General features: G+C 71.9%; 12 protein-coding genes. 4 read left to right on the top strand and 8 right to left on the bottom strand.

All coding sequences use genetic code 11. From position 1 onward, the window contains the following. The first annotated feature begins 34 nt into the window (after positions 1-34). Complete coding sequence (locus RIN80_RS12825; RefSeq protein WP_309095703.1) at positions 35-319, top strand: DUF6332 family protein; 285 nt, start codon at positions 35-37, stop codon at positions 317-319. Here the strand turns inward: RIN80_RS12825 and RIN80_RS12820 are convergent. From RIN80_RS12820 to RIN80_RS12810, 3 genes are all read right to left on the bottom strand, one after another. Continuing rightward, complete coding sequence (locus tag RIN80_RS12820; protein ID WP_309095702.1) at positions 280-945, bottom strand: response regulator transcription factor; 666 nt, start codon at positions 943-945, stop codon at positions 280-282. The genes RIN80_RS12825 and RIN80_RS12820 overlap by 40 nt on opposite strands. Positions 946-977: 32 nt before the next feature. Next, positions 978-2,201, bottom strand: a complete 1,224-nt coding sequence (locus RIN80_RS12815; RefSeq protein WP_309095701.1) for a sensor histidine kinase — start codon at positions 2,199-2,201, stop codon at positions 978-980. Between the two features lie 147 nt (positions 2,202-2,348). Then, on the bottom strand, positions 2,349-3,059 hold the full coding sequence (locus RIN80_RS12810; RefSeq protein ID WP_309095700.1) for a TetR/AcrR family transcriptional regulator: 711 nt from the start codon (positions 3,057-3,059) through the stop codon (positions 2,349-2,351). Positions 3,060-3,214: 155 nt separating this feature from the next. Between RIN80_RS12810 and RIN80_RS12805 the strand changes: the two genes are divergently transcribed. Further along, positions 3,215-3,664, top strand: a complete 450-nt coding sequence (locus RIN80_RS12805) for a nitroreductase family deazaflavin-dependent oxidoreductase (RefSeq protein WP_309095699.1) — start codon at positions 3,215-3,217, stop codon at positions 3,662-3,664. Here the strand turns inward: RIN80_RS12805 and RIN80_RS12800 are convergent. Then, positions 3,648-4,889 (bottom strand): geranylgeranyl reductase family protein, encoded by a 1,242-nt coding sequence (locus RIN80_RS12800; protein WP_309095698.1) that lies wholly within the window; start codon positions 4,887-4,889, stop codon positions 3,648-3,650. The two genes, RIN80_RS12805 and RIN80_RS12800, sit on opposite strands and share 17 nt — an antisense overlap. A 134-nt stretch (positions 4,890-5,023) precedes the next feature. Between RIN80_RS12800 and RIN80_RS12795 the strand changes: the two genes are divergently transcribed. After that, the gene (locus RIN80_RS12795) at positions 5,024-6,379 is read left to right on the top strand and encodes a dipeptidase (protein WP_309095697.1); all 1,356 of its coding nucleotides are present in this window, start codon (positions 5,024-5,026) and stop codon (positions 6,377-6,379) included. A 61-nt stretch (positions 6,380-6,440) separates the two neighbouring features. Continuing rightward, positions 6,441-7,142 carry an MBL fold metallo-hydrolase gene (locus RIN80_RS12790; RefSeq protein ID WP_309095696.1) on the top strand — a complete coding sequence of 234 codons (702 nt, stop codon included), beginning with the start codon at positions 6,441-6,443 and terminating at the stop codon, positions 7,140-7,142. A gap of 6 nt (positions 7,143-7,148) precedes the next feature. Here RIN80_RS12790 and RIN80_RS12785 read toward each other — a convergent pair whose 3' ends face one another. The 4 genes from RIN80_RS12785 to RIN80_RS12770 all read right to left on the bottom strand — a co-directional run bounded on the left by RIN80_RS12785 (position 7,149) and on the right by RIN80_RS12770 (position 12,146). Next, entirely contained in the window at positions 7,149-8,234 is a 1,086-nt protein-coding gene (locus tag RIN80_RS12785; RefSeq protein ID WP_309095695.1) for a dipeptide ABC transporter ATP-binding protein, read from the bottom strand. A gap of 26 nt (positions 8,235-8,260) precedes the next feature. Beyond that, on the bottom strand, positions 8,261-9,361 hold the full coding sequence (locus tag RIN80_RS12780; RefSeq protein WP_309095694.1) for an ABC transporter ATP-binding protein: 1,101 nt from the start codon (positions 9,359-9,361) through the stop codon (positions 8,261-8,263). A 26-nt stretch (positions 9,362-9,387) separates the two neighbouring features. Then, positions 9,388-10,380 carry an ABC transporter permease gene (locus RIN80_RS12775; protein WP_309095693.1) on the bottom strand — a complete coding sequence of 331 codons (993 nt, stop codon included), beginning with the start codon at positions 10,378-10,380 and terminating at the stop codon, positions 9,388-9,390. Positions 10,381-10,460: 80 nt separating this feature from the next. Continuing rightward, on the bottom strand, positions 10,461-12,146 hold the full coding sequence (locus tag RIN80_RS12770) for an ABC transporter substrate-binding protein (RefSeq protein ID WP_309095692.1): 1,686 nt from the start codon (positions 12,144-12,146) through the stop codon (positions 10,461-10,463). Between the last annotated feature and the right edge of the window lie 103 nt (positions 12,147-12,249).

The following is a 12,249-nucleotide window of genomic DNA, read 5'->3' as shown; positions in this document are numbered from 1 at the left end:
TGCCCGCCGGGCACCCGCCTGTTTGACTCGCCGTATGACACGTCACGGGGGACGGCGCACCCAGGCCGAGCGCGATGCGATCACCGTCGAGATCGGCTACGCGCTGTGCAGTGCCGCCTTCGCCGCGGCGGTCGTCTTCGGGGCCGTGGGCGGGCCCGCGCTCCTCTTCGACCTCCCGGACACGGCGGAGCTGCTGCTGGTGCGCGCCGGACTGGTGCTGGCGCCGGTGCTCTTCGCCGCCCGCGTCGCGAGTGTGCTGCTGCGGTTCCGGGCGGCGGGTCAGCCCAGCCAGCCCGGCCGTACGAGCCCCGACTCGTAGGCCAGCACGACCAGTTGGGCCCGGTCGCGGGCGCCCAGCTTCACCATCGTGCGGCTGACGTGGGTCTTCGCGGTGAGCGGGCTGACGACCAGACGGCGGGCGATCTCCTCGTTGGACAGGCCGATCCCGACCAGGGCCATCACCTCGCGTTCCCGCTCGGTGAGCCGGGCCAGCGCGCCGGCCGCCGCGGGTTCCTTGGAGCGGGCCGCGAACTCGGCGATCAGCCGCCGCGTCACCCCCGGCGAGAGCAGCGCGTCGCCCGCGACCACCGCCCTGACGGCGCGCAGGAGTTCGTCCGGCTCGGTGTCCTTGACCAGAAAGCCCGAGGCGCCCGAGCGGATCGCCTCGAAGACGTACTCGTCGAGCTCGAAGGTGGTCAGCATGACGACCTTCACGTCCCGCAGCTCCGGGTCCCCGGTGACCCGCCGGGTCGCTGCCAGGCCGTCGAGCGCGGGCATGCGGATGTCCATCAGAACGACGTCCGGGCGCAGTTCACGGATCCGCCGCACGGCCTCCTCGCCGTCGGCCGCCTCCGCGGTCACCTCGATGTCCGGCTGCGCGTCCAGCAGCGCCCGGAACCCGGCCCTGACCAGTGACTGGTCGTCGGCGAGCAGTACGCGGATCACCCTCGTCCTCCTGTCGTGGTTCCGGGTGCGGTTCAACGGCCGGCGGAGGCCCTGAGCGGCAGTACGGCGAGCACCCGGAAACCGCCGTCCGGGCGGGGTCCCGCCTCGATGGCGCCACCCAGCGCGGCGGCCCGCTCCCGCATGCCGGCCAGCCCGTTGCCGCTGCCGCCCGCCTCGGCGCCGGTCGCGGGCCCGTCGTCGTCCACGCGCAGGCGCAGCGCGTCCCCGTCGCGCGCGAGACACACCCGCGCGTGCCGCGAACCCGAGTGCCGCACGACGTTCGTCAAGGCCTCCTGGACGATCCGGAACGCGGCCAGGTCGGTGGCCGGGGCGAGGTGCGGCGGCTCCCCCTCGACCTCGACGGCCAGCCCCGCGCTCGCCGCCTGCTCCACCAGCTCGGGCAGCCGGTCGAGGCCCGGTGCCGGAGCCCGCGGCGCGGCACCCGGAGCGCGCAGCGTGTCGAGCACCTGGCGCACCTCGCCGAGCGCCTCCCTGCTCTTGGCCTTGATCGTGGTGAGCGCCGAACGGGCCTGCTCCGGGTCGGTGTCCAACAGCGCCAGGCCGACACCCGCCTGCACGTTGATGACGGAGATGCTGTGCGCCAGTACGTCGTGCAGCTCCCGGGCGATCCGCAACCGCTCCTCGTCGGCCCGCCGCCGCGCGGCCTCGGCGCGCTCGGCCCGTTCGCGGGCCCACTGCTCCCGCCGCACCCGGAACAGCTCCGCCACGGCGGTGATCGCCACCACCCACGTGGCGACGACGACCTCCGCGCTCCAGGAGGCGGCAAGGTCCCCCGACGGCGGCAGCCACTGGTACAGCCAGTGCGCCACCAGCACGTGCCCGGCCCACAGCGTCCCCATCGCCGTCCAGGCCGCCCGGCGGTGCCCGGTGACGATGGCGCTGAAGCAGGCGAGCGCGACGGTGAGCAGCACCGGCCCGTAGGGGTAACCGGCCCCGAGGTAGACCATCACGGCACCGGCCGTGCCGAACACCACCGCCACCGGATGCCGCTTGCGCCACAGCAGCGAACCCGCGGCCACCACCAGCAGCACCCGAGCGAAGAGGTCCAGGGCTGCCCGCTCGCCCTCCTGCCCCTGCGCCGCGAAGTTCGAACCGGCCAGTACGAAGACGGTGAGGACGGCGGTGGACCGCCACGGCCAGCGGGGCGCGCGCTCCCCGTCGACCCACCGGTCCCACCAGGGAGGCCCGTGCCGCCATGACTGCGGCCGACCGCCCCGCGCGCGCTGCTCGTCCATACCGGCCACGCTAGACGCCACCCGACCGGGGCGGCGTCCCCCGCGCGTGGTGATCAGGCGTACTCCCGGGGAAGTACGCGCCCCACCGGCCCCCGAGACACCGGGAGGGCCAGGGCGCGGCACGCTACGGAGCCGGGGCGCGGCACGCTACGAGGCCGGGCTCCGCTGCGGGTACACCAGCCCCACCCCCTGGGCGAGTTGCCCCGCCGCGTGCCGGAAGAACACCGCGCGGTCCTCCACCAGCCGGTTGAACTGGCCGAACAGCTCGAAGCCGACGAGCCCGAACAGCTGGGCCCACGCGGCGACGAGGGCGGTCACGGTCTCCGGCGGGAGGTCCGGGGCGAGGTCGGCGGCCATGCGCTCGGCCTCCGGGCGCAGGTCGGCAGGCAGGGAGGGCCGGGCCAGGCCGAGACCGCGGTAGGCGTCGCGGGCGATGCCGATGAGCAGCAGGCCGACGCGGGCGGCCGCGGGGACGGTGGTCCGGGGGGCGGTGTAGCCGGGGACGGGAGTGCCGTAGATGAGCGCGTACTCGTGCGGGTGGTCGAGGGCCCAGTCCCGCACCGCCTCGCACACGGTGGTCCAGCGCTGCGCGGGACCGGCGCCGGCGGCCGCCGCGTGGGCCGCCTCCGCCCTCTCGCCGAGGGAGTCGTAGGCGTCGATGATGAGGGCGGTCAGCAGGTCGTCGCGGCTGGGGAAGTAGCGGTACAGCGCGGAGGAGGCCATGCCCAGCTCACGGGCCACGGCCCGCAGGGAGAGCCGGGCGGCGCCCTCGGCCGCGAGCTGTCTGCGGGCCTCGTCCTTGATGGCCGCGGTGACTTCGATCCTGGCCCGGGCACGGGCGCCGTGTGCGGTGCTCATGCGGGCAGTGTGCCACGGAATGAGAGCGGTGCACGCAAACGAGAGCACTGCTCTTGATTCGGAGCACCCGTTTCGGGCAGACTGCCCCCAACGAAACAGAGAACACTGCTCACAAACGTGAGCAGTGCTCCGCCGCCAACACTTCAGGGGGATCCATGTCCGCACACGTCAAGAAGCCCGGTTGGTTCACCAGAAACGTCTTCAACCGCCTGGTGGCCTGGCTGACCCGCCGCGGCGTCAGCGTCTGGGGCTCCCGGGTCCTCGCCGTGCGCGGACGCAAGAGCGGCCAGTGGCGCACCACCCCGGTCAATGTGCTGACCCTGGACGGCCGGCGGTACCTCGTCGCCCCCCGCGGCCACGTCCAATGGACGCACAACATGCGCGCGGCGGGCGGCGGCGAACTGCACCTCGGCAAGAACGTGGACCCGTTCACCGCGACCGAGGTGCCCGACGCCGACAAGGCGCCGATCCTGCGCGCCTACCTCAAGCGCTGGAAAGCGGAGGTCGGGGTCTTCTTCAACGGCGTCGGCCCCGACTCCCCGGAGGCCGAGCTGCGCCGCATAGCCCCCGATCACCCGGTCTTCGAGATCACTCCGGCGCGCTGACCTCGCCGCCCGCCGCGGGGCGCCGGTCCATCGCGGTGAGGGCCCGCTGCGCCAGCGGATGCGTGCGGACGATCTCGCCCAGGGAGGTCGCCCCCTGGGTGATCTCCTTGAACGCCTTCCAGGCCGGGCGGAAGCCCGTCAGCACCGCGTGGAACAGTCCGGGACGGCGCTCGAACACCGTCAGCAGCCGCTTGCCGACGCTCATCTCCACGCCGAGCCCGGCCTTGACCGCGAAGGCGTAGTTCAGGGCCTGCCGGCGCGTGTCCACGGCATCGTGCGCCTCGGCGATGCGCACCGCCCACTCCCCCGCCAGCCGGCCCGAGCGCAGCGCGAAGGAGATGCCCTCGCGGGTCCACGGCTCCAGCAGCCCCGCCGCGTCACCGCAGACCAGCACCCGTCCGCGGGAGAGCGGTGAGTCCTCGGCCCGGCAGCGGGTCAGGTGCCCGGAGGAGATGCTCGGTTCGAAGCCGGCGAGTCCGAGCCGTCCGATGAACTCCTCCAGGTACCGCTTGGTCGCGGCTCCTTCGCCGCGCGCCGAGATCACTCCGACCGTCAGGGTGTCGCCCTTGGGGAAGACCCAGCCGTAACTGCCGGGCATCGGGCCCCAGTCGATGAGCACCCGCCCCTTCCAGTCCTCGGCGACCGTGTCCGGGACCGGGATCTCCGCCTCCAGGCCGAGATCCACCTGCTCGACCTTGACCCCGACGTGGGCCCCTATGCGGCTGGCGCTGCCGTCCGCCCCGACCACGGCCCGGGCCAGCACGACCTCGCCGCCCTGCAGCACGACCGCCACCGTGCGCCGGTCGGGAACCGCCGAGCCGTGCTGCTCGACCCGCTGGACCGTGACACCCGTGCGCAGCTCGGCGCCGGCCTTCTGGGCGTGCTCGACGAGCTGCTGGTCGAACTCGGGCCGGTTGATCAGCCCGAACAGCATCTGCCGGGACCGCCGCGTGCGCGTGAAACGGCCGTTGTTGGAGAACGTCACCGCGTGCACGCGGTCCTTGAGGGGCAGCTCGAAGCCTGGCGGCAGCGCGTCGCGCGAGGGGCCGATGATGCCGCCGCCGCACGTCTTGTACCGCGGCAGCTCGGCCTTCTCCAGCAACAGCACACGTCTCCCGGCGACCGCCGCCGCGTACGCGGCCGAAGCGCCCGCGGGTCCCGCGCCCACCACGACGACGTCCCACACCTGCCGCACGTCGTCCGCCGAAGAGTTCTCGCTGCTCACGATGGTCTACTGCTCCCGATCAAGCCGCCCGCTGCTGCTGTCTCCCGCATCCTACGGCCGACCTGGTCACAGGCCGCTGTGGGAGGATCTACAGCACTCACCGCTACAACGTCGCACCCACAAGGAGCGTGCCCATGTCGTCGCATCCGGTCGCCGGGACCGTCGCCTCCCTGATGCCCCGGGCGAAGGAGGAGCTCGCCGAGCTGGTGGCCTTCCGGTCGGTGGCGGACTTCGACCAGTTCCCGCGCAGCGAGAGCGAGGGGGCCGCGCGCTGGATCGCGGACGCGCTCACCGCCGAGGGGTTCCAGGACGTGGCGCTGCTCGACACCCCGGACGGCACGCAGTCGGTCTACGGCTGCCTGCCCGGCCCGCCCGGAGCGAAGACCGTCCTGCTCTACGCGCACTACGACGTGCAGCCGCCGCTGGACGAGGCAGGCTGGACGACCCCGCCGTTCGAGCTGACCGAGCGGGACGGGCGCTGGTACGGGCGGGGGGCCGCCGACTGCAAGGGCGGTGTGATCATGCACCTGCTGGCGCTGCGCGCGCTGAAGGCGAACGGCGGCGTCCCGGTGCATGTGAAGGTGATCGCCGAGGGCTCGGAGGAGATGGGCACGGGCGGCCTGGAGCGGTACGCCGAGGAGCACCCGGAGCTGCTGGAGGCCGACACGATCGTCATCGGCGACGCGGGAAACTTCCGGGTGGGTCTGCCGACCGTCACCTCCACCCTGCGGGGCATGACGCTGGTGCGGGTGAGCGTCGACACGCTCGCCGGCAACCTGCACTCGGGCCAGTTCGGCGGTGCCGCGCCCGACGCGCTGGCCGCGCTGATCCGCGCGCTGGACTCACTGCGCGCCGAGGACGGTTCCACGACCGTCGACGGGCTCACCGCGGACACGTCATGGGACGGGCTGCAGTACGACGAGCAGCAGTTCCGGCGGGACGCCAAGGTGCTGGACGGTGTGGAGCTGATCGGGTCGGGGACGGTCGCCGACCGCATCTGGGCACGGCCTGCCGTGACGGTGCTCGGCATCGACTGCCCGCCCGTGGTCGGTGCCACTCCGTCCGTGCAGGCGAGCGCCCGCGCGCTGGTCAGCCTGCGGGTGCCGCCGGGCGTGGACGCGGCCGAGGCGACCAAGCTGCTCCAGGCGCACCTGGAGGCGCACACGCCGTGGGGTGCGCGGGTGAGCACCGAGCAGATCGGCCAGGGCCAGGCCTTCCGTGCCGACACCAGCAGCCCGGCGTACCAGGCGATGGCGGACGCGATGGCGGTGGCGTACCCGGGACAGGAGATGCAGTACGCCGGTCAGGGCGGCTCCATTCCGCTGTGCAACACGCTCGCGGCGCTCTACCCGCGGGCGGAGATCCTGCTCATCGGACTGAGTGAGCCGGAGGCGCAGATCCACGCGGTGAACGAGAGCGTGTCGCCCGAGGAACTGGAGCGGCTGTCGGTGGCCGAGGCGCTGTTCCTGCGCAACTACGCGGCGAGCTGACGGCTCTGCTGTCGGCAGAAGGCCCTCGTCCGCGGACGGGGGCCTTCTCTACGGTCGTGCCATGGACGTCATCGAGCTGCTCCCCCGCCTGCGTCTGCTGCGTTTCCCGGTCGGCCAGGCCTATCTGTGGCGCGACGGCGACGAGTGGACGCTGGTCGACGCGGGCCCGGCGGGTTCCGGGGCCCTGATCGCGGAGGCGGTGACCGCCCTGGGTTCGGATCCCCGGGCCGTGCGGCGGATCGTGCTCACGCACTTCCACGAGGATCACGCGGGCGGGGCGGCCGAGTTCGCGGCGCTCAGCGGTGCCGAGGTGCTGGCGCACCGGCTGGACGCGCCGTTCGTACGGGGGGACGCTCCGGGTCCGGAGCCGGTGTTCGAGGACTGGGAGCGGCCGCTGCACGAACGGGCGCTGCGGCTGCTGCCCGCCGGTGACTTCGCCCGGCCGGCCGAGGTCACGGAGCTGGCCGGCGGCGAGGTGCTGGACATCGGCGGCGGGGCGCGGGTCGTGCACGTGCCCGGGCACACGGACGGCAGCGTGGCGCTCCATCTCCCGGCCCACGGCGTGCTGTTCACGGGTGACACGGTCGCGGCCTCCCCCGTGGACGGCTCGGTGATCCCCGGCGTGTTCAACCTCGACCGCGACCGGGTCCTGGCCGCCTGTGGGCGGCTGGCGGACCTGGACCCGGACATGGCCTGCTTCGGCCACGGGGACCCGGTGACGGCACAGGCGTCCCGCGCGCTGCGGCACGCGGCCCGGGGATAGCCGCCGCTACCCGAGGGCCGGGTCCAGGACGATGTCCTGTGCGCGGGCCGCGACCGTCGGTTCCTCGGGGAAATGGCAGGCGGTGAGGTGGCCTGCGGGGCTGCCCTCCACGCGCACGAGCGGCGGTTCCCCGGTGGCGCACTTGTCCTGGGCCTTCCAGCAGCGGGTGCGGAAGCGGCAGCCGGAGGGCGGGTCGATGGGCGAGGGCACGTCCCCGGCCAGCCGGATGCGCTCGCGCCGCTCGGTGGCGTCCGGGTCGGCGTCGGGGACAGCGGACAGCAGGGCGTGGGTGTAGGGGTGCCGGGGGCGGGTGTAGAGGGACTCCCGGTCGGCGGTCTCCACGATCTTGCCCAGGTACATGACGGCGACGCGTTCGGAGAAGTGCCGTACGACGGCGAGGTCGTGGGCGATGAGGACGAAGGCGATGCCGAACTCCCGCTGCAGGTCCTGGAGCAGGTTGACGACCTGGGCCTGGATGGAGACGTCCAGCGCGGAGACGGGCTCGTCGGCGACGATCAGCTTGGGCCGCAGCGCGAGGGCGCGGGCGATGCCGATGCGCTGGCGCTGGCCGCCGGAGAACTCGTTGGGGTAGCGGTTGTAGTGCTCCGGGTTGAGGCCGACCGTCTCCAGGAGTTCCTGGGCGCGCTTCTTGTGACCCTGGGGCGGGTTGACGCCGTTGAGCCGCATCGGCGTCTCGATGATCGTGCCGACGGTGTGCCGCGGGTTCAGCGAGGAGTACGGGTCCTGGAAGATCATCTGGAGGTTGCTGCGGGCTTCCCGCATCCGTCCGGGCGGCCGGTGCGTGATGTCCTCGCCGTCGAACACGACGGAACCGCCGGTGGGTTCGAGCAGGCGGGTGATGAGGCGTCCCGTGGTGGACTTGCCGCATCCGGACTCGCCGACCAGGCCGAGCGACTCGCCGGGCCCGACGGAGAAGTCGATGCCGTCGACGGCGCGGACGGCCCCGATCTGCCGCTGGAAGATGATGCCCTGCCGCAGGGGGAAGTGCTTCTGCAGCCCGCGCACTTCCAGGAGGCTCTCGCCACGGGTGCGATCGGCGGGCTGCCCGGTCACGGGCTGGGTCGTGCTCACGGCTTGCTCCCTTTCGTCCGCCGCCGTCACTGCGCGGTCCGTGCGGTTGCGGCGTGGTCGTCCGGGCCGGTCCCACCGCCGCGGATCTCCTGTTTGGCCTCGTCGGCGAGGTGGCAGGCGGCGAGGTGCCCCACGTTGCCGGTGAGCGGGCGCAGTTCGGGCCGCTCCCGGGTGCACCGGCCCTCCGGCACCCAGCCCTTGTAGGCGCAACGCGGGTGGAAGGCACAGCCGCCGGGCAGGTGGATCAGGCTCGGCGGGGTGCCGGGGATCGGGTCGAGCCGTTCGCCGACGTCGCCGTTGAGGTGCGGCATCGATTGCAACAGGCCCCAGGTGTAGGGGTGCTGGGGATTCTTGAGGACGTCGCGGGTGGTGCCGTACTCGATGCGGCGGCCGCCGTACATGACGAGGATGTCGTCGGCGACGTCGGAGACCACGCCGAGGTCGTGGGTGATGATGACGACGGCGGAGCCGAACTCCTCCTGCAGATCGCCGATGAGATCGAGGATCTGCGCCTGGACGGTGACGTCCAGGGCGGTGGTGGGTTCGTCGGCGATGAGCAGGGCGGGGTCGCAGACCAGGGACATGGCGATCATGGCGCGCTGGCGCATGCCGCCGGAGAACTGGTGGGGGTAGTCCCCGGCCCGGCGTTCGGGTCGCGGGATGCCGACCCGCTTCAGCATCTCCACCGCGCGGTCCCTGGCCTCCTTCCTGGAGACCCTGTGGTGGACGCGGTAGGCCTCGGCGATCTGGGAGCCGACGGTGAAGAAGGGGTGCAGCGCGGACAGCGGGTCCTGGAAGATCATGGAGACGGTGCGGCCGCGCAGGGCGCGCATCTCGGCCTCGGGCAGGCCGACGAGTTCCCTGCCCTCCAGCCAGATCTCGCCGCCGACCTGGGCGCGGGTGCCCTTGTGCAGTCCGAGCAGGGCCAGTGAGGTCACCGACTTGCCGGAGCCGGACTCGCCGACGATGCCGAGGGTGCGGCCCTTGTCCAGGGTGAAGGAGACGCCGTCGACGGACCTGACGAGGCCGTCCTCGGTCGGGAAGTGCACCTTCAGGTCGCGTACGTCGAGGAAGGGCGCGGGGCCGGGCGCGAGGTCCGGGCGCCGCGGTGAGGTCTGAACGGACACGGGTGTTCCTAAGGACGAGGAGGGGCTCAGGCGAGGCGTACGCGCGGGTCGACGAGGCCGTACACCAGGTCGACGACCACGTTGGCGAGGACGACGAACGTCGCGGCGAAGAGCGTGGTGCCGAGGATGACGGGCAGGTCGGAGTTCTGCACGGAGTCGACCGCGAGCTTGCCGATGCCGTTGATGCCGAACACCGACTCGGTGATGACCGCGGAGCCGCCGATCAGGGAGCCGACGTCCATGCCGAAGATGGTGATGATGGGGGTGATGGCGGCGCGCAGGCCGTGCTTGAGGACGACGGTGGTGGCGGGCAGGCCCTTGGCGCGGGCGGTGCGCATGTAGTCCTCGGCGAAGACCTCCAGCATGGAGGAGCGGGTGAGCCGGGTGTACATCGCGAGGTAGACGACGACCAGGGTGGTCCACGGCAGGATCAGCCCCTGGAACCAGCCGGCCGGGTCCTCGGTGATCGGGGTGTAGCCGGAGGTCGGCAGGATCTGGAACTTGTCGACGAAGACGTACAGCAGGAGCAGACCGATGAAGTAGATCTGCACGGACACGCCGAACAGAGCCAGTCCGACCGCCGCCTTGTCGGCGGCCCTGCCCCGGCGCACCGCCGCGACGGTGCCGAGGCCGACGCCCAGGACCAGGAACGCCACGGCGGCGCCGAGGCCGAGGGAGAGGTCCGCGGGGAAGTCCGACAGCAGGGTGGTCAGGACGGGGGTGTCGGTCTGGAAGGAGACGCCGAGGCAGGGCGCCGCGCAGTGGATGCGCACGCTCTGGTCGCCGAAGTCGCGGCCGGCGAACAGCCCCTTGAGGAACTCCCAGTACTGGGTCAGGTAGCTCTGGTCCAGGCCCAGTGAGTGCTTGATCTCCGCGAGGCGGGAGGGCGAGCAGGTCTTCCCGCAGGCCAGGAGTGCGGGGTCGGACGGCAGCGCGAAGAAGATGAAGAAGGTGATCGTGGTGATCACCAGCATGATCAGGGCCGCTGCCAGGAGGCGTCTGATGAGGTAACGAAGCATGGGGTGCCGGGACCTGACGTGAGGGGGTAGGGCCCGCCGGCGGCCGGGGCCGCCGACGGGGTGCGAGGGAGTGGTGTCCGTCAGTGCTTGACGTAGACGTGGACCAGGCTCGGCTCGGCCAGGATCGTGTCGGGGATGACTCCGCCGACCGCGGAGCCGGACATGTCGCTGAAGTTCATGTACGTCAGCGGCACCACGGCGGCGTCCTCGAGGATCTGCTGGTCCATCCGCCCGTAGGCGGCGTTGCGCTGCCTGACGTCGGTCATCTTGGCGGCCTTGTCGATCAGCGCGTTGACCTTCGGGTCGTTCAGGTAGGACAGGTCCTGGTTGGCCTGCGGGTTCTTCCTGATCAGCCGGCCGTCGAAGAGGGTGGGCAGCACCGTGGAGGCGTTCGGCCAGTCGGCGATCCAGTCGCCCCACGTCAGGTCGTACTGGTTCTTGGTGTTGTTGACGGTGCTGAAGTAGCTGGACGCGTCGATCGGGGAGATGTTGACGTGGATGCCGATGCGCCCCAGCGCCGTCTTGACCGCGTCGGCGAAGTGCTCCTGGGTCGGGGTGTTCTCCACGGCGATCGACATGGTGGGCTTCGGGTCGCCCGCCTGCTTCATCAGCTCCCTGGCCTTGGCGAGGTTGCCGGCCGGGTTGGCGCTGTACAGGTTGAACTTCCGGTAGCCGCCGATGCCGGGGCTCAGCATGGTGGTGGCGTAGTCGCCGTAGGCCGCGCCGCCGAAGGCGCCGCGGACCGTCGTCTTGTCGATGGCGTACTCGATCGCCTGGCGGACCTTCAGGTCCTTCACGCGGGTGGTGTTGATGGCGAGGTAGTTGATGCCCGGCGCGGGGATCTTGTAGTAACGGCTCTTCAGGGCCGGGTCGTTGGCGAGCCGGGCCAGGTCGGAGCCGGCGATCGGCCACTGCTGGATCGATGTCCGGGCGGTGCCGGCGTCGGCCTTGATCTGCTGGTCGATGGCCGACTCGTCCTGGCCGAACCTCACGTCCATCTCGTCGACGTTCTGCTGCCGGATCGGGTCGGTCGCCCGGGACCAGTACGTGTTCCGGGTGAGGACGAGTTCCTTGTTCTTGGTGTACGACTTGATCATGTACGGACCGTCGGCCCAGACCTTGGTGTCGTACGTCGAGCCGGTGTCGTGGGCCTTGGGTACGGCCGCCCAGCCGGTCATCGCGGTGGTCTCGTTGAAGTCGGCCACCGGCTGGTTCAGGTGGAAGACGAGCGTGTACCTGTCCGGCGTCTGGATGGAGTCGAGCTGCTTGCCCTGGTAGGGGCCCTTGTACCCGGCGCCGCCGACGAGCCACTGGGCCGCGTAGGGCGGACCGCCGTTGATGTCGGAGGAGAAGAACCGCTCGACGCCGTACTTGACGTCGGCCGCGGTGACCTCGGTGCCGTCCTGGTACTTGACGCCGTGCCGGAGGTGGAAGGTCCAGACGGTGGCGCCCTTGCTGGGCGTTCCGGTGTCGGTGGCCAGGTCGCCGACGAGCTTCGGGGCCGAGCCCGTCTCGTCCCAGCCGGTGAGGGTGCGGACGATCTCCTCGTCCATGCTCGAACCCTCGGTCGTGTAGACGCGCTGGGGGTCGAGGTGGTCGAAGTCCGCCTTGTCCAGGACGGTCAGGGTGCCGCCCTTGCCGGGTGCGCCGCTGCCGCTGGCGCCGGAGGAGCCTCCGCACGCGGTGGCTCCCAGGGCGATCAGCACGGCGGAGGCCGTGAGAGCGACCGTACGCGATCTGCCCGTGCTGCGCGTATTGCGCGTCATTGAGGAAACTCCGTTCTTGCCATGGGCGCGGCGGCCGTTGGTGGGACCGCCGGGCCGGTACTCGGGGGGTGGCTCGTTCAGCCGCGGCGGGCGCGGGGATCCA

The organism is Streptomyces sp., assembly GCF_031181705.1.
Classification (GTDB): domain Bacteria; phylum Actinomycetota; class Actinomycetes; order Streptomycetales; family Streptomycetaceae; genus Streptomyces.
This window is presented reverse-complemented; position numbering and strand designations above follow the sequence as displayed.